The organism is Streptococcus oralis, assembly GCF_002386345.1.
GTDB classification, from domain to species: Bacteria; Bacillota; Bacilli; order Lactobacillales; family Streptococcaceae; genus Streptococcus; species Streptococcus oralis_S.
Genome location: NZ_CP023507.1, coordinates 2001630 through 2020177, shown reverse-complemented (window position 1 = coordinate 2020177; position 18548 = coordinate 2001630). Strand labels below are relative to the sequence as shown.

Below are 18548 nucleotides of genomic sequence, written 5' to 3'. Positions count from 1 at the left end.
GTCTCGCCTGAGTCCAATGTCTACGAATAAAGAGAGTAAAAAGAGTGGACAAACCACTCTTTTCTTCTATTATAGACGTGCGTTAAGCTCTTTGCTCAATTCTTCAAATCCTGGTTTTCCAAGAAGGGCAAACATGTTACGTTTGTAAGCTTCAACACCTGGTTGGTCAAATGGGTTGATAGCATTCAAGTAACCTGAAAGGGCAATTGCCAATTCGAAGAAGTAGATAGTGTAACCAAGAGTGAAAGCGTCTTGCTCTGGAAGAGTCACGTACATGTTTGGTACATCACCGTCAGTGTGGGCAAGAAGAACACCGTCAGTCGCTTTTTTGTTTACAAAGTCAACGTCTTTTCCTTGAAGGTAACCAAGTCCGTCAAGGTCTTCTTCCAAAGTAGGAATGATCACGTTCTTACGTGGTTTGTCAACACGGACAACTGTTTCGAACATGATACGAGTTCCTTCTTGGATAAATTGACCCAATGAGTGCAAGTCAGTTGAGAAGTTTGCTGAAGTTGGGTAAATTCCTTTTTGGTCTTTCCCTTCTGACTCACCAGCCAATTGTTTCCACCATTCTGAGAAGTATTGAAGTGATGGTTCGTAGTTTACCAAGATTTCAGTAGCGTAGCCTTTACGGTAAAGGATGTTACGAACTGCTGCGTATTGGTAAGCTTCATTTTCAGCAATCTTGTCTGAAGTGTAGTCTTTACGAGCTGCGTTCGCACCTTCCATAAGGGCTTTGATGTCTGCACCTGATGCTGCGATTGGAAGCAATCCAACTGCTGTCAATACTGAGAAGCGTCCACCGATGTCATCTGGAACCACAAATGTTTCCCAACCATTAGCATCTGCTTCAACCTTAACAGCACCTTTTTGGCGGTCAGTTGTAGCGTAGATACGTTTGTTAGCTTCTTCTTGTCCGTATTTCTTAACCAAAAGTTCTTTGAAGACACGGAAAGCGATCGCTGGTTCTGTTGTTGTACCTGATTTAGAAATCACGTTTACTGAGAAGTCTTTGTCAGCTACGTACTCTACCAAGTCAGCAAGGTAAGTAGATGAGATTGAGTTTCCTGCGTAAAGGATTTGTGGAGCTTTGCGTTCTTCTTTTGTTTGCAAGTTGGCAAAGTGGTGGTTCAAGAAGTCGATAGCTGCTTTGGCACCAAGGTAAGATCCACCGATACCAATTACAACCAAGACATCGCTGTCTGATTTGATTTGCTCAGCAGCTTTCAAGATGCGGTCGAATTCTTCGCGGTCGTAGTTTTCAGGAAGGTCCAACCAACCCAAAAAGTCACTACCAGCACCAGTTCCTTTACGGATCAATTCGTCTGCAGCTGTTACTTGTGCTTGCATGTATTCCACTTCATGTGGGGCAACAAATTTGTCTAAAACTTTTGAATAATCAAATTTAATATGTGACATGATAATCCTCCAAAATTTCTTCTTTTCTATCATAACGCTTACCTTCGATTTTTTCAAGCTTTTTTATTGAATTTGCCCAATTTTTATCAGAATTCAAACGTTTGCGTAAATTTGCTAAAATATAAAAAATCTGAAAGGACGAATAAAAACGGCTAGAGACTCTAACCGTTACAATTCATTTAATAAATACTCAAATAGTTCTAAATTGCCATCTTCTTCATTGACCAGAAACTCTGGGTGCCACTGCAAGCCGATGATACGATGCTCGTCGACAGACTCAATCGCTTCGATGGTCTGGTCTCTTGGATCAACAGCAGTCACACGGAAATTAGGCGCCAGATCTTTGATACTTTGGCGATGGACTGAGTTGACCTGACTTTCTTTTCCGAACAACTTAGCCACCACGCTTCCTTCTACTGTCTCAATAGAATGAGATGTTCCAAAAGGCAAGCCTTGCCAGTGACCTTCAATTTCTTGGTGGAGAGTGCCGCCAAAAGCAACATTGACCAGCTGAACACCACGGCAGATTGCCATAATTGGTTTATTCTGACGGAGCGCTTCTTTCAGGAGAGCTAGTTCAAACTCATCGCGTACAAGGTTGTAATCATCGCTCTCAATGGTCTTTTTCTCTCCATAAAACTGAGGATGGACATTTTGCCCACCTGTCAAGATGAGTTTGTCAATCATTTCCACATAATCGCGCACAATGGACTCATCTCCTACAGGAATCACTAAAGGGAGACCACCGACTTGACGAATGCTCTCTGCAAATTTACAAGATACAGATGAGTGAATGTTTTTCCCTTCTGCATCTACAGGACATAGGTTTGCAGCAACTCCTACAACCGTTCTAGCCATGATGTGTCTCCTTTCGATTTTCTTGCGACAGTCTTATCTTATCACTCCAACCCTTTCCTGTCTAATATGTTTTTTTAAAGACCGTGATAAGTATTTTTTATGGACAAGAAAAAGCTGCCCAACGAGGACAACTTCTTTTTTATTCGAAGACAAATTGATTGTGATACAGTTCCGAGTAGAAACCGCCGAGTTTGAGCAACTCGTGATGATTTCCACGTTCAATAACCTCTCCATCTTTGAGAACAATAATCTGATCGGCATTGAGGATGGTCTTGAGACGATGGGCAATGACAAAACTGGTTCGTCCTGCTACAACTGCCTCCATGGCATGTTGAATCTTGCTTTCTGTTACGGTATCCACATTGGAAGTCGCCTCATCTAAGATTAGGACTTGAGGATCTGTCATCAAGGTTCTAGCGATGGAAATCAATTGTTTCTGACCAGTCGAGAAGATATTTTGCTCATCATCAATAAGGGTATCATACTTATCAGGCAAGCTTTCGATATAGTCATGAATATGAGTTGCCTTGGCAGCTGCTTCGACCATTTCCTGACTGGCATCTGGCACACCAAAGCGGATATTGTCTCGGATTGTTCCACTAAACAAGACCGAATCCTGCAAGACAATACCGACCTTGCTCCGCAGGCTGTCCAAGTCGTAGTCACGGATGTCTTTGCCATCAAAGCAAATGCTGCCTGCATCCACATCGTAGAAACGATTGATGAGGTTCATGATGGTCGTTTTCCCTGAACCAGTCGGGCCGACAACTGCTATCATCTGCCCCTTAGGAGCTGAAATGCTAACATCTTTTAAAATCGGCTTGTCTGGCACATAAGAGAAATCAATGTGACTGATCTCAACGCCTTCTCGCAATTCCGTAAAGGCTGGTGCATTTTGCGGACGAATCTCTTCTTCTGCATCAAACATTTCTTGGATACGATCCGCTCCAGTAAAGGCTAACTGGAGGCTCCCCCAACTCGCAGCCACCTGGATAATCGGCTGGTAGTACTGCTGAGAAAATTGGGTAAACATGACAATCAAACCTAGGGCTGTCGTTGTTTCGATACTTGGATCGTTCAGCAGGACCGCCGAACCTGCAAAAATAACGATGGCCGTATTGACCAAGCTCATCCCATTCATAACTGGAAAGAGGATGCCTGAGAACATTCTCCCTTTAAAGGTTGCCTTACGCACGCGCTCATTTTGCTCCACAAAGCCTGCTACGATGTCGTCTTGAATTCCTTGTACGATAACAGCTTTCTGTCCAGAAATACTCTCATCCATGTAGGCGTTGAGTTTCCCAACCTCTTTTTGCTGGAGATTGGTGTACTTGCGAGCCATCTTCACGATGAAAACCAACATGAGAAAGGCCACTGGGGTGCTGGCTACTGTTATCAGGGCTAGCGTCACATTTCTTGAAAACATGACAAAAATCAAACCGATGTAAAGAGCAATATTGCTCATGACCTGAACTAGGCTTTCATTGAAGGCTTGAAGGATATTGTCCAAGTCACTCGTGAAGCGAGAAAGGATATCGCCATCCTGATGGCGGTCAAAGAAAGAAACGGTCAAACGGGAAAGTTTGCCAAAGAGGCCCTTACGCATCTCATTTGTCGACTCAGCAATCACACGAGTCATCAAGGTCATGTAAATCAAACTGGATACCACTAGGGCGAGGACAACCAGAGCTAGATTCAGCATCAGAGCTGATAAACTCTGCCAGGCTAGTTCGGAAGTTCCATTTTGATAAGCTAGAACTAGGTTAGCTAGCTCCGTTACTGCTTGACCCGAAAAAACTGGAAAAAGGGCTTGGGCAATCGTCGCAACTGCAACCATCAGAACCACAATGACAAAGGAGAACTTGTAAACTTTAAAATAATTCCAGAAAAATCGAACGGTTTTCATTTTATTCCTCCTTTCCCTTTTGTGTTTCGTAGATTTCGCGGTAGACGGCATTGTTAGCTACCAAGTCTGCATGCCGTCCTTCTCCAATCAAGCGCCCTTGGTCCAAGACCAAAATCTTGTCCGCATGGACGACTGAACTGATCTTTTGAGCGATGATAATAGTTGTCGTCCCTTTCAGGTCTTTGTTCAAAGCTTCCTGTACGAGTCTTTCTGACTTGGCATCCAATGCCGAAGTCGAATCGTCAAAAATCAGGATACGGGGATTGCTGACAATCCCACGGGCAATGGACATCCGTTGCTTTTGTCCACCAGAAAAATTGGTGCCTCGCTCTTCGACCTGACTCTCAAATTTATTTTCCATGCGTCCGATAAATTCGCTGGCTTGGGCAATCCGTGCTGCACGTTCCATTTCTGACACGCTGGCATTGCCTTTTCCTTGGCGAAGATTATCTGCAATGGTCCCGCTAAAGAGAATAGCACGTTGCAAGACGATGGAAACTGTTTTACGCAAGGTTCCCTCGCTGACGTCTCGAATATCCTTGCCACCAATCTTGATAGATCCCTCCTGTGGGTCAAAAAGTCGCGGAATTAACTGAGCTAGGGTGGACTTCCCTGCTCCAGTCGCCCCAACCACACCGACCATCTGACCAGGCGCAATATCAAAGGTTACATTCTTCAGCATAGGCTCATCATCATTAGGATAGGTGAAGGTCACATTTTCAAAAGAGAGACTTCCTTCTAACTCTTCATCTGGGAGATCTTTAAAGGTCATCGCTGGCTCGGTATCTAGAATTTCGCGAATACGACGCAAGGAAATCATGGCACGACTGACAGAATTTCCTAAAAATCCAACCATGATGATGGTAAAGATAATCTGGCTGAGATAGTTGATAAAGGAAGCAATAGAGCCCACAACAGATGGATCTGACTGAGCCATACCTGCCACCAACCAGATAGAGAGGAAGACTGCCCCATAGCCGACTAGCATCATAACGGGTTCTATAACTGAGAAGGCATAACCGATATAAAGATTTTGTCCGAGAAGTTCATCTGAAACCTCGGTAAATTTGTCAAATTGTGCTTTTTCCTGTACAAAGGATTTGACCACGCGCACACCACGTAGATTTTCCTTAGCGATAGCATTGATCCGTTCAAGAAGGGTTTGAAACTTAGCAAACCGTGGTCCCATCATTCCCATCATGATGGCAGTTAGTGCAAAGATTAGGAACACCATGAGGACAATCACCCACCAAAGTGACGGAAGAGTGTGAACCGCCAAGATAAAGGAACCGATAAAGAGAAGAGGGAGACGGAAAAGAATTTGAAAAGCCATCATCACCACGTTCTGAATTTGGTTGATATCATTGGTCATTCGGACGACAAGGTTACCCGCATTGAATTGCTCGATATTGGCATAAGAAAAAGTCTGGATCTTGCGAAAAGCGTCTTCCCGAAGGTCCGAAGACACTCCTTGAGCAATGTAGGCTGCAAGCGTTACATTGACCCCACCTGCAACCAGACCGACTAGGGCTACTCCTATCAACCAAGCGCCAATACTATAAATAGCCTCATTTCTTCCGGTCAACAAAGCCTCTAACACCTCTTGCAGATAGCGTGGTTGTAAGAGCGAGCTCGCAACCATCAAGCCTGTCATCATTAGGGATGCCAAGGCCTGCCATTTATAGGTTTTTATTTTTTTAATGAGCATATTTCCTCCTAATAAAATAGATAAAGGGAGCGACATCCTGCGTCAGCTCCTTCTCATTCGTTCATATTGATGCTATTCTAGCAAAAAAGAGGCATCTTGTCAAAGAAGTCTCCTTGTTATAAATTAGTGCGCTTTCACCTACAGGTGATGCATGAAAAGGCTTTTTATGGTAAAATGAAAGGAAGAACTCTTACAAGGAGGAAAAGATGAAGAAACAAACCATCGCTGTCTTGGGTCCTGGTTCTTGGGGAACTGCCCTTTCGCAGGTCCTAAACGACAATGGACACGAGGTTCGAATTTGGGGAAATATTTCTGACCAAATTGATGAAATCAATAACCAACATACAAACAAACGCTATTTCAAAGATATCCTACTCGACGAAAAAATCAAAGCCTATCATGATTTAGAAGAAACACTAAAGGATGTGGATGCTGTTTTATTTGTAGTCCCAACAAAAGTAACGAGACTGGTTGCCCAACAAGTAGCAAAGGTGCTTGATCACAAGGTTGTCATCATGCATGCCTCCAAAGGATTGGAACCAGATAGCCACAAACGTCTATCAACTATTCTTGAAGAGGAAATCCCAGCTGACCTTCGTAGTGAAGTCGTTGTTGTTTCAGGACCTAGCCACGCTGAGGAAACGATTGTACGGGATATTACCTTGATCACTGCAGCCTCTAAAGACCTTGAAACGGCCCAGTACGTCCAAAATCTCTTTAGCAACCACTACTTCCGCCTCTATACCAATACGGATGTTATCGGGGTTGAAACCGCTGGTGCTCTCAAAAACATCATCGCAGTTGGCGCTGGGGCACTACATGGTCTAGGATTTGGCGATAATGCCAAGGCGGCTATCATTGCCCGTGGCCTGGCTGAAATCACCCGTCTAGGGGTCGCTCTGGGAGCTAATCCTCTGACTTATAGCGGGCTTTCTGGAGTTGGGGATTTGATCGTAACTGGGACATCTATCCACTCTCGTAACTGGAGAGCTGGTGATGCTCTCGGTCGTGGAGAATCCCTCGCAGACATCGAAGCTAATATGGGCATGGTCATCGAAGGAATCTCAACAACTCGAGCAGCTTACGAGCTGGCTCAGGAATTGGGTGTCTACATGCCAATCACACAGGCTATTTACCGAGTCATCTACGAAGGTGTCAATATCAAAGAAGCAATCACTGACATCATGAACAATGAATTTAAAGCAGAAAACGAATGGTCTTAGACCCTTATAGAAAGGAACATCATGAAACAAAAAGTCAGAAAAGCAGTCATCCCTGCCGCTGGATTGGGAACTCGCTTCCTCCCAGCAACTAAGGCCTTGGCCAAGGAAATGTTGCCAATCGTAGACAAGCCCACTATCCAGTTTATCGTTGAAGAAGCCCTCAAGTCTGGAATCGAAGACATCTTGGTTGTTACGGGTAAGTCAAAACGTTCTATCGAGGACCATTTTGATTCAAACTTCGAATTGGAATACAACCTTAAAGAAAAAGGGAAAACAGATCTTCTGAAGCTGGTTGATGAGACAACCGGCATGCGCCTGCATTTTATCCGTCAAACACATCCACGTGGTCTCGGAGATGCTGTTTTGCAAGCCAAAGCTTTCGTTGGAAATGAACCTTTTGTCGTTATGCTTGGTGATGACTTGATGGATATCACAGACGAAAAGGCTGTTCCGCTTACCAAACAACTCATGGATGACTACGAACGTACCCACGCGTCCACTATCGCTGTTATGCCAGTCCCTCATGACGAAGTCTCTGCTTATGGGGTTATTGCTCCGCAAGGCGAAGGAAAAGACGGTCTTTACAGCGTTGAAACCTTCGTTGAAAAACCAGCTCCAGAGGACGCTCCTAGTGACCTTGCTATCATCGGACGCTACCTCCTCACTCCTGAAATTTTCCAAATCCTCGAAAACCAAGCTCCAGGTGCAGGAAATGAAATTCAGCTGACAGATGCAATCGATACCCTCAATAAAACACAACGTGTATTTGCTCGTGAGTTCAAAGGGGCTCGTTACGATGTCGGAGACAAGTTTGGCTTTATGAAAACCTCCATCGACTACGCTCTCAAACACCCACAGGTCAAAGACGACTTGAAAGACTACCTCATCCAACTCGGAAAAGAGTTAGCTGAGGGGAAATAGAAGAAAATTCCATATAAAAAGAGCTAGGATAGTTAATTATCCCAGTTCTTTTTTGTATTGCTATTCTTCAGAACATCTATAATCTAAAAAGAAATCTGTATTTCTCAGTTAACCTACTTATAAGCTCCATCGAATTGGTATCAAACTTCATGAAAGCGCTATGATATTATTTGTTTTTTTAACAAAAATAAGAGCACAATGAATTAGTATAATAAAATAAAAAGCACCGAATCGGTGCGCACTTTTTCAAGTTGTGTACGGACAAAGCCTTATTTTAACTTGCTGTGTTGTTTCGAATAGTTCCAACACTTGTATTGTATACCATTCTTTTAAAAATTGCAAGAAGAAATCTATATGAAATAGAATAACATTCCATTTTATAACGATTTAAAAATTTACACAATGAAAACGTTTTACAATTTCTTGATTTTAATAGCCAAAAGATATATAATTTAGCTAAGGTTAATATATTAGCTATTACTAATTAGAACTTAAAGAGTATAACTCAAAGGAGAAGACTAAATGAGCAATAAACCTTACTCTATTGGACTCGATATCGGAACTAACAGCGTCGGATGGGCCGTTATTACAGATGACTATAAAGTGCCATCTAAAAAGATGAAAGTTTTGGGCAATACCGATAAACACTTTATCAAGAAAAACCTCATCGGAGCTTTATTATTTGATGAAGGGACAACCGCTGAGGATAGACGCCTCAAACGAACTGCACGTCGTCGCTATACCCGTCGGAAAAATCGTCTTCGCTATCTCCAAGAAATCTTTTTTGAAGAAATGAGCAAGTTGGATAGTGGTTTCTTTCATCGATTGGATGACTCCTTTTTAATTCCTGAGGATAAAAGAGGGAGTAAATACCCTATTTTTGCTACCTTGGCAGAAGAAAAAGAATACCATAAGCAATTTCCAACTATCTATCATTTGAGAAAGCAACTGGCTGATTCGAAAGAAAAAGCTGACTTGCGCTTGATCTATCTAGTATTAGCTCATATGATTAAATACCGTGGGCATTTTTTATATGAAGAAGCTTTCGATATAAAAAATAATGATATTCAAAAAATCTTTAACGAGTTTATAAGCATTTACGACAACACCTTTGAAGGAAGTTCACTTAGTGGGCAAAACGCACAAATAGAAGCAATTTTTACCGATAAAATTAGTAAATCTGCAAAGAGAGAACGCGTTCTAAGACTCTTTCCTGATGAAAAGTCCACTGGTTTGTTTTCGGAATTTCTCAAGTTGATTGTAGGAAATCAAGCTGATTTCAAAAAACATTTTGACTTAGAAGAAAAAGCTCCGCTACAATTTTCTAAAGATACCTATGATGAGGATTTGGAAAACTTGCTCGGACAAATTGGAGATGACTTTGCTGATCTTTTCTTAGTTGCCAAAAAACTCTATGATGCTATTCTTCTATCAGGCATTTTGACTGTCACAGATCCTTCAACCAAGGCTCCATTATCAGCATCTATGATTGAGCGCTATGAAAATCACCAAAAAGACTTGGCAGCTTTAAAACAATTCATCAAAGCCAATCTTCCAGAAAAATATGATGAAGTTTTTTCTGACCAATCTAAAGATGGGTATGCTGGATATATCGATGGCAAGACCACTCAAGAAACATTTTACAAATATATCAAAAATCTTCTCTCTAAATTCGAAGGAACAGATTATTTCCTTGATAAAATCGAACGTGAAGATTTTTTGAGAAAACAACGCACCTTTGATAATGGTTCTATTCCTCATCAAATTCATCTTCAAGAAATGAATGCCATTCTCCGTCGGCAAGGAGAACATTATCCATTTCTGAAGGACAATAAAGAAAAGATAGAGAAAATCTTAACTTTCCGTATTCCTTACTACGTTGGCCCATTGGCTCGTGGCAATCGTGATTTTGCTTGGCTTACTCGAAATTCTGACCAAGCAATAAGACCTTGGAATTTTGAAGAAATTGTTGATAAAGCAAGCTCTGCGGAAGACTTCATCAATAAGATGACTAACTATGACTTGTATCTGCCAGAAGAAAAAGTTTTGCCTAAACACAGTCTCTTGTATGAAACATTTGCTGTCTATAATGAATTAACAAAAGTAAAATTTATTGCAGAAGGATTAAGAGACTATCAATTCCTTGATAGTGCTCAGAAGAAGCAAATTGTCAATCAATTATTCAAAGAGAAAAGAAAAGTAACTGAAAAAGATATCATTCATTATCTACACACTGTTGATGGCTACGATGGAATCGAACTAAAAGGAATTGAAAAACAATTTAACGCTAGTCTTTCTACTTACCATGATTTGCTCAAGATTATCAAGGATAAGGAGTTTATGGATGACCCTAAAAATGAAGAGATTCTTGAAAATATCGTCCACACGCTAACTATCTTTGAAGATCGTGAGATGATTAAGCAGCATCTTGCACAATATGCCTCTATCTTTGATGAGAAAGTAATCAAGGCACTGACTCGTCGACACTATACCGGTTGGGGAAAGCTCTCTGCCAAGCTGATTAATGGCATCCATGATAAAAAAAGCGGCAAAACGATTCTTGATTATCTGATTGATGACGGTTACAGCAATCGCAACTTTATGCAGTTAATCAATGATGACGGACTTTCCTTCAAAGAAATTATCCAAAAAGCACAAGTGGTTGGCAAGACAGATGATGTGAAGCAAGTCGTCCAAGAACTCCCAGGAAGCCCTGCCATTAAAAAGGGAATTTTACAAAGTATCAAGATTGTTGATGAACTTGTCAAGGTTATGGGCCATGCTCCTGAGTCCATTGTGATTGAGATGGCACGAGAAAATCAGACAACTGGCAGAGGGAAAAAGAATTCTCAACAAAGATATAAGCGCATTGAAGATGCACTAAAAAATTTAGCACCTGGGCTTGATTCAAATATATTAAAAGAACATCCAACAGATAATATTCAACTTCAAAATGATCGTCTCTTCCTTTACTATCTCCAAAATGGGAAGGATATGTACACTGGAGAAGCTCTTGATATCAACCAACTGAGCAACTATGACATTGACCACATCATCCCACAGGCCTTTATCAAGGATGATTCTCTTGATAACCGTGTCTTAACTAGTTCAAAGGATAATCGTGGGAAATCCGATAATGTTCCTAGCCTAGAAGTCGTTCAAAAAAGAAAAGCCTTTTTGCAACAATTATTGGATTCTAAATTGATTTCAGAACGTAAATTTAATAATTTAACCAAGGCTGAACGAGGTGGGCTAGATGAGCGTGATAAAGTTGGTTTTATCAAGCGCCAGTTAGTTGAAACACGTCAAATCACAAAACATGTTGCTCAGATTTTAGATGCCCGCTTCAATACAGAAGTGACTGAGAAGGATAAGCAGAACCGCATCGTCAAAATCATCACTTTGAAATCCAATCTAGTTTCCAACTTCCGTAAAGAATTTAGGTTATACAAGGTACGGGAAATCAATGACTACCACCACGCGCATGATGCCTATTTAAATGCAGTGGTTGCTAAGGCTATCCTTAAGAAATATCCTAAACTAGAGCCTGAATTCGTCTATGGTGACTATCAAAAATACGATCTTAAGAGATACATCTCCAGATTCAAAGATCCTAAAGAAGTCGAAAAAGCAACTGAAAAATATTTCTTCTACTCAAACTTGCTGAACTTCTTTAAAGAAGAGGTGCATTACGCAGACGGAACTATCGTAAAAAGAGAGAATATCGAATACTCCAAAGACACTGGAGAAATCGCTTGGAATAAGGAAAAAGATTTCGCTACAATCAAAAAAGTTCTTTCACTTCCGCAGGTGAATATTGTGAAGAAGACAGAGATTCAAACACATGGTCTAGATAGAGGTAAACCTAAAGGATTGTTCAATTCTAATCCATCTCCTAAACCTTCAGAAGATAGTAAAGAAAATCTTGTCCCAATTAAGCAAGGGCTTGACCCACGAAAATACGGTGGTTACGCTGGTATTTCTAACTCATACGCGGTCTTAGTTAAAGCTATTATTGAAAAAGGAGCGAAAAAACAACAAAAGACAGTGCTTGAGTTTCAAGGTATCTCTATTTTAGATAAAATAAATTTTGAAAAGAACAAGAAAAACTATCTCCTTGAAAAAGGATACATAAAAATTCTATCAACTATTACTTTACCTAAATATAGTTTGTTTGAGTTTCCTGATGGTACAAGAAGAAGACTGGCAAGTATTCTATCAACAAACAATAAACGAGGAGAAATTCATAAAGGTAATGAATTGGTCCTCCCCGAAAAATATACGACTCTTTTGTATCATGCTAAGAATATTAATAAAACACTTGAACCAGAACACTTAGAGTATGTTGAGAAACATCGAAATGATTTTGCTAAACTTTTAGAATCTGTACTTGATTTTAACGATAAGTATGTAGGTGCATTAAAAAATGGAGAAAGAATCAGACAAGCATTTATTGATTGGGAAACAGTTGATATCGAAAAGTTATGTTTCAGTTTCATTGGTCCAAGAAATAGTAAAAATGCTGGTTTATTCGAGTTAACTTCACAAGGAAGTGCTTCTGACTTCGAGTTCTTGGGAGTAAAAATTCCACGATACAGAGACTATACACCTTCGTCACTCCTCAACGCCACCCTCATCCACCAGTCCATCACTGGTCTTTACGAGACTCGGATTGACTTAAGCAAACTGGGAGAAGACTAATGGGATGGAGAACCGTTGTTGTGAATACACACTCTAAGCTCTCCTACAAGAACAATCACTTGATTTTTAAAGATGCCTCTCGGACAGAGTTGATTCACCTGTCCGAGGTGGACATCCTTCTTTTGGAGACGACAGATATCGTTCTCTCCACCATGCTGATTAAACGTTTGGTGGATGAAAATATTCTGGTCATCTTTTGTGATGATAAACGCTTGCCAACGGCATACTTGATGCCTTACTACGGTCGGCATGATTCCAGTTTACAACTCTCTCGTCAAATTTCCTGGAATGAAGATGTAAAGGCGGAAATCTGGACCACCATTATTGCACAAAAAATTCTCAATCAGGCTTTATATCTGGGTAGTTGTGGTTTTCTGGAAAAGAGCCAGTCAGTCATCGATCTCTATCATGGGTTGGATTTGTTTGATCCTAGTAACCGCGAAGGGCACGCAGCTCGGATTTATTTTAACACCTTGTTTGGGAATGATTTTAGCCGTGAACAAGACAATGATGTCAATGCTGCCTTAGACTATGGTTACACCTTGATTTTGAGTATGTTTGCGCGTGAGATTGTCTTGTCTGGCTGCATGACTCAGTTTGGCTTGAAACATGCTAATCAGTTTAATCAATTCAACCTCGCTAGCGATATTATGGAACCTTTTCGTCCGATTATTGACAGAATCGTCTATGAAAATCGAAGCAGTTCTTTTGTCAAAATCAAGCGAGAACTTTTTACCATTTTCTCAGACACCTTCCACTACAATGGCAAAGATATGTACCTGTCCAATATCGTCAGTGACTATACTAAGAAAGTCATCCAAGCTCTCAATCAACCGGAGAAAGGAGTTCCTGAGTTTAGGATATGAGTTATCGATATATGCGTATGATTTTAATGTTTGATATGCCGGTTGATACTATAGAGGAACGCAAGGCCTATCGGAGATTTCGTAAGTTCCTCATAGATGAAGGATTTATCATGCACCAATTCTCCATCTATAGCAAGCTCTTGCTCAATAACTCTGCTAATAACGCCATGATTGAACGCCTTAAGACGCACAATCCTAAAAAAGGGAACATCACTCTCTTAACCGTTACAGAAAAGCAGTTTTCTCGCATGATTTACTTAAATGGTGAGCGAAATACTAGCGTAGCAAACTCCGACGCACGTTTAGTTTTTCTAGGAGAGGAGCCTAGAGATGAAGATTAATTTCCCATTATTGGATGAACCATTGGCTATTGAAAATGCAACCTTTTTAGTCCTGGAAGACCAGTTTACCTTTTCGACTATCGTCAAGCAGTTCTACCAGTACACTGATGATGGAGAGTTAAAGTTGTTTGATAGAAATCTAAAAGCTATGAAAGAGGCCGAGTTACTAGTGATAACGGATGTCTTAGGATACAATCTAAACTCACCTGCCATGCTCAAACTGATACATGCTGATTTAGAAAATCAACTCAACGACAAACCAGAAGTCAAATCCATGATTGAAAAGCTAGTTGCTACGATTACAGAATTGCTGGCATTTGAGTGCTTAGAAAATGAACTAGACCTGGAATACGATGAAATTACTATCCTAGAGTTGATTGATGCGTTAGGAGTCAAAGTTGAAACTCTAAGTGATACGCCTTTTGAAAAGATGCTAGAAATTATCCAGGTTTTTAAATATCTTTCCAAAAAGAAACTCCTTGTTTTCATCAATGCGACCGCCTATCTTTCAAAGGATGAGTTAGTAAATCTGATAGAGTATATCCAACTCAATCAACTAAGAGTCTTATTTGTCGAACCTCGAAAAGTCTTTGATTTCCCGCAGTATGTGCTGGATCAAGACTATTTCCTGAACCCCGAAAATATGGTATAATAAGGGTAACAATTGGAACCTAACGAGCTGAAGTCTGGCTGGGACGAATGGCGCGATTACGAAATTTCGTGAGAAAAACTTTTCTACGAGGTTTTAGAGCTGTGTTGTTTCGAATGGTTCCAAAACAGAACAGTCGCTTGCTGAAATGCTACAACAGTTTTAGAGCTGTGTTGTTTCGAATGGTTCCAAAACGTCTGAAAGTGATTGCTGTGCCTCAGCAGGGTTTTAGAGCTGTGTTGTTTCGAATGGTTCCAAAACTCGTGTCCTCTTTCTGCTGTCATTATTGTTGTTTTAGAGCTGTGTTGTTTCGAATGGTTCCAAAACACCGTGATATAATATAATCAAGATAAGGAAGTTTTAGAGCTGTGTTGTTTCGAATGGTTCCAAAACTTTACTGGATGGATTGGCGCTTGATGAAAAGTTTTAGAGCTGTGTTGTTTCGAATGGTTCCAAAACAAGGCCTCTGAATAGTGTAAGGATGGCTCTGTTTTAGAGCTGTGTTGTTTCGAATGGTTCCAAAACATTTTCTTGATAGCTATTGCTTGTCAAAGTGTTTTAGAGCTGTGTTGTTTCGAATGGTTCCAAAACTTTACAGCTTAAATCCAAGGATTGAGGTAGGTTTTAGAGCTGTGTTGTTTCGAATGGTTCCAAAACACCACTAAAAGTCATGTTGCTTTTGACTCAGTTTTAGAGCTGTGTTGTTTCGAATGGTTCCAAAAAAAGCTACTCATTTTTTGAGTAGCTTTTTAACTATTCCCCCCTACACATAGGTCATTCCCTTATAGCAAAGGAAAACGGCTAGTGCGATAAAAAGTACGGTTGCCCCGATTCGCTGGCTAGTACTGTACATCCTTCTCTCCCATTTAACTGGGAAGATGACTGCTAGAAAGGAACCGCCTACTGCACCTCCGATATGCCCAGCTAGGCTGATTCCTGGAATCAGAACACTTCCAATGATATTTATCACGAAAAGTGTCAGATAGGATTGCCCCAACTGCTGAATATAGGGGTTGCGAGTTGCGTAACGCAAAACGATAATCGCAGCAAATAGTCCGTAAAGAGAAGTGGATGCCCCAGCAGCGACAACTTTCGGTGTGAAAGCAAAAACAAAGAGATTGCCCATCATTCCTGATAAGAGATAGAGAAAGAAGAACTGCTTAGAACCGAAAATTTCCTCCACTTGTCGTCCAAGAAAGTAGAGTGAAATCATATTGACAATAAAATGCTCCCATCCAATATGCACAAATATAGCCGAAAAAAGGCGCCATATCTGCTCAGGGAACAGGCGAATGATCGGTCCATACATGGCCCCAAACTGAAGCAGGGTATCTGCTCGTTCAAAATTTAAACCTGTAAAAACCAACATCAAGAGAAATACCAATGCTGTTACTAGGAGGAAGAAGCTAGTCACAGGATAACGTTTATCAAAGATTTCCTTCATAGATTAGCACCTCCTGGACGGGAATATCATGGTTTTCAAAGTTAAACTCCTGAACTTGACAAGGATAGATTGTACTCAGGCTCTGCCCAGCAAAATGTTCCAGATAGCGGTCATAATATCCTCCACCATATCCGATCCGATAGCCCTCTGTTGTAAAAGCTAAACCCGGAACATGAATTAAATCAATCTGAGACGGTTCCACCACTTCCAAGTCTCCTTGCGGTTCCAGTAAACCAAAGGAAGTTTTTACCAACTGCTGCGGATCATAGACCACAAACTCCATCCGTCCCTTGGGATAGGTTTTGGGTATCAGAACCTTTTTATCGTCCTTCAGCGCCTGCTCAATCAGTTCCTGCGTTTGAAATTCATGAGGGAAGGAGAGATAGGTTGCGATGGTCTTGGCTTCTTGGTAAAAAGGGTGTTGTAAGAAACGCTCAGTTAAAACTCGATCCATAGCCTGTTTTTGCTCCTGAGATAAAGCCTTCATTTCTTGCAAAATTTTCTTGCGTAGTTCTGCTTTCATAGACAATTCCTCTACTCTGCTGCCTTCTTATTCAAGAAACTAGAGACCGCATCTACCCCAATGGCTAAGGCTTCTTCCTTAGGGCTCATCTGAGGATGATGAAGGGCGTAGGGACTATCGATACCTAGCCAGAACATAACGCCATCTACCTTCGAAAGGAGATAACCAAAGTCTTCACCAGTCATAGCAGGCTCGATATCAATCAACTCGACTCCGTCTTTCTCTTCAAAAAAGTCCATCAGTTCACGCGCCAAGGCTGGATTGTTCTCAACAGGTAGGTAGCCTCCTTGCTTGAGTTCTACTTCGACTTCCATCCCAAAGGCTGCCGCGACACCTTCTGCGACTGTCTTGACTCTTTTTTGCACCAAGAGGCTCATGTCCTGAGTCAAGGCGCGAATGGTACCATGTAAAAAGGCTGTATCTGTGATGACATTATTCGCAACACCAGCTTGGAAAAGGCCAAAGGTCACCACTGCTCCCTCGATTGGATTAACATTGCGGCTAACCACTGACTGCACCTGAGTGATAAAGTAGCTAGCAGCCACCAAGGCATCATTGGCCTCATGTGGAAAAGCAGCGTGCCCCCCTTTTCCTTTGAAACGAATCTTCACTTCACAAGTCCCTGCAAAGAGAGTGTGTGTATTGGTCGCAATCTGACCAACTTTCAAATCCGGACGAACATGGAGTCCATAAAACTGGTCTGGTAGCCAGTCTCCAAAAGCACCGTCCTCATACATGAGCATGCCACCAGCTTCATTTTCTTCAGCAGGTTGAAATAGAAAGAGCAGATTATTCTTGGGTTGCTCCTCCAGGGCGCGTTCGAGACAGCCCAAGGCAATGGTCATATGAAAATCGTGTCCACAGGCATGCATGCGACCTTGGTGTTGAGAAGCAAAAGGTAGACCTGTTTGTTCGACAATAGGCAGACCATCAATGTCTGTCCGCCAACCAATGGTCCGCTTCGGCTGGCTTCCCTGCAAATAGACCAAAATCCCTGTTCGCCAAGTACGAACTTGAACAAAGTCCTTATCCGAAGTCAATTTCTCAATCACATCCAGCAAATAAGCCTGAGTCTTGAACTCCTCCAAGCCAATCTCTGGAATCTGGTGCAAATCTCGTCGAGTCTGAATCAAATCTAACATCTATCGATCCTCCTTTTGATAGAAGAAAGAGGCTGGAAAAAGGGTTCCGCCTCTTTTTTACTTTTACAATTACAAGGTACGAAGCGCATCCTCAAGCGCTGTTTTTTGTTGGGTTTGGGCATCGATTTCTTTGATAATACGAGCCGGAACGCCTGCTACCACTACATTTTCTGGGACATCTTGAGTCACGATAGCTCCTGCAGCGACAACTGAACCACTACCGATTTGGACACCTTCGATGACCACTGCATTGGCTCCGATGAGAACATTGTCCCCGACACGGACTGGATCGGCACTAGCTGGCTCAATCACACCTGCCAAAACCGCACCTGCGCCAACGTGGCTGTTCTTCCCAACGATAGCACGACCACCAAGGATGGCACCCATGTCAATCATGGTTCCAGCACCGATTTCAGCACCGATATTGATTACAGCTCCCATCATGATAACAGCATTGTCACCAATTTCAACCTGGTCACGGATAATAGCACCTGGCTCGATACGAGCATTGATAGCACGTTTATCTAACAAAGGAACTGCAGAATTACGAGCATCTTGCTCGACAACATAATCTTGATTTTCTACTAAACCTTCAAGAAGCGGAGCGACATCCTTCCAGTCTCCGAATAAAACATTTCTTAGTTTGACAACAGAGCTAGGCACAGCAGTTGCGAGTTGCCCCTCAAAGGTTACTTTGACACTGGTTTTCTTTTCAGCATTGGCGATAAATTGAATAATTTCTTGAGCGTTCATTTTTGTAGCAGTCATAGGTGCCTCCTGGTTCGTTATAATGATACCTATTCTACCAAAAAAGGCCTCAAATTTGAAGCCTCAACTATCAAATAAT

14 protein-coding genes and 1 CRISPR repeat array are annotated in these 18548 nt (G+C 41.6%); of the genes, 6 read left to right on the top strand and 8 right to left on the bottom strand.

Features of this window, described 5'->3' with window-relative positions:
* Positions 1 to 69: 69 nt before the first annotated feature.
* The 4 genes from CO686_RS09990 to CO686_RS09970 form a co-directional block, all read right to left on the bottom strand.
* Positions 70 to 1419, bottom strand: coding sequence for a glucose-6-phosphate isomerase (locus CO686_RS09990; RefSeq protein WP_000018244.1), 1350 nt, complete (start codon positions 1417 to 1419; stop codon positions 70 to 72).
* A gap of 168 nt (positions 1420 to 1587) precedes the next feature.
* Complete coding sequence (locus CO686_RS09980; RefSeq protein WP_049549714.1) at positions 1588 to 2277, bottom strand: gamma-glutamyl-gamma-aminobutyrate hydrolase family protein; 690 nt, start codon at positions 2275 to 2277, stop codon at positions 1588 to 1590.
* A 139-nt stretch (positions 2278 to 2416) separates the two neighbouring features.
* Complete coding sequence (locus CO686_RS09975) at positions 2417 to 4183, bottom strand: ABC transporter ATP-binding protein (protein ID WP_049484837.1); 1767 nt, start codon at positions 4181 to 4183, stop codon at positions 2417 to 2419.
* Position 4184: 1 nt separating this feature from the next.
* Positions 4185 to 5891, bottom strand: coding sequence for an ABC transporter ATP-binding protein (locus CO686_RS09970; RefSeq protein WP_065371427.1), 1707 nt, complete (start codon positions 5889 to 5891; stop codon positions 4185 to 4187).
* 206 nt (positions 5892 to 6097) lie between these two features.
* Here CO686_RS09970 and CO686_RS09965 point away from each other — a divergent pair, with 206 nt between their 5' ends.
* From CO686_RS09965 to csn2, 6 genes are all read left to right on the top strand, one after another.
* Entirely contained in the window at positions 6098 to 7114 is a 1017-nt protein-coding gene (locus tag CO686_RS09965; RefSeq protein WP_065371428.1) for an NAD(P)H-dependent glycerol-3-phosphate dehydrogenase, read from the top strand.
* Positions 7115 to 7135: 21 nt separating this feature from the next.
* On the top strand, positions 7136 to 8035 hold the full coding sequence (gene galU, locus CO686_RS09960; RefSeq protein ID WP_033605573.1) for a UTP--glucose-1-phosphate uridylyltransferase GalU: 900 nt from the start codon (positions 7136 to 7138) through the stop codon (positions 8033 to 8035).
* 522 nt (positions 8036 to 8557) lie between these two features.
* Positions 8558 to 12736 carry a type II CRISPR RNA-guided endonuclease Cas9 gene (gene cas9 / locus CO686_RS09955; RefSeq protein WP_096753782.1) on the top strand — a complete coding sequence of 1393 codons (4179 nt, stop codon included), beginning with the start codon at positions 8558 to 8560 and terminating at the stop codon, positions 12734 to 12736.
* Positions 12736 to 13602, top strand: coding sequence for a type II CRISPR-associated endonuclease Cas1 (gene cas1, locus CO686_RS09950; protein ID WP_096753781.1), 867 nt, complete (start codon positions 12736 to 12738; stop codon positions 13600 to 13602). The genes cas9 and cas1 overlap by 1 nt, the downstream gene beginning before the upstream one ends.
* Positions 13599 to 13943 carry a CRISPR-associated endonuclease Cas2 gene (gene cas2, locus CO686_RS09945; RefSeq protein WP_033629214.1) on the top strand — a complete coding sequence of 115 codons (345 nt, stop codon included), beginning with the start codon at positions 13599 to 13601 and terminating at the stop codon, positions 13941 to 13943. The genes cas1 and cas2 overlap by 4 nt, the downstream gene beginning before the upstream one ends.
* Positions 13933 to 14595, top strand: a complete 663-nt coding sequence (gene csn2, locus CO686_RS09940) for a type II-A CRISPR-associated protein Csn2 (RefSeq protein WP_096753780.1) — start codon at positions 13933 to 13935, stop codon at positions 14593 to 14595. The genes cas2 and csn2 overlap by 11 nt, the downstream gene beginning before the upstream one ends.
* Positions 14596 to 14685: 90 nt before the next feature.
* Positions 14686 to 15315: a CRISPR direct-repeat array (repeat unit 36 nt; unit sequence GTTTTAGAGCTGTGTTGTTTCGAATGGTTCCAAAAC).
* A gap of 40 nt (positions 15316 to 15355) precedes the next feature.
* On the opposite strand, the gene CO686_RS09935 is transcribed toward csn2, so the two are convergent.
* The 4 genes from CO686_RS09935 to dapD form a co-directional block, all read right to left on the bottom strand.
* Positions 15356 to 16036, bottom strand: coding sequence for a rhomboid family intramembrane serine protease (locus tag CO686_RS09935; RefSeq protein ID WP_096753779.1), 681 nt, complete (start codon positions 16034 to 16036; stop codon positions 15356 to 15358).
* Positions 16020 to 16559, bottom strand: coding sequence for a 5-formyltetrahydrofolate cyclo-ligase (locus CO686_RS09930; protein ID WP_096753778.1), 540 nt, complete (start codon positions 16557 to 16559; stop codon positions 16020 to 16022). The genes CO686_RS09935 and CO686_RS09930 overlap by 17 nt, the downstream gene beginning before the upstream one ends.
* Positions 16560 to 16570: 11 nt before the next feature.
* Positions 16571 to 17701 carry an N-acetyldiaminopimelate deacetylase gene (locus tag CO686_RS09925; protein WP_096753777.1) on the bottom strand — a complete coding sequence of 377 codons (1131 nt, stop codon included), beginning with the start codon at positions 17699 to 17701 and terminating at the stop codon, positions 16571 to 16573.
* Positions 17702 to 17770: 69 nt separating this feature from the next.
* Entirely contained in the window at positions 17771 to 18469 is a 699-nt protein-coding gene (gene dapD / locus CO686_RS09920) for a 2,3,4,5-tetrahydropyridine-2,6-dicarboxylate N-acetyltransferase (protein ID WP_096753776.1), read from the bottom strand.
* Between the last annotated feature and the right edge of the window lie 79 nt (positions 18470 to 18548).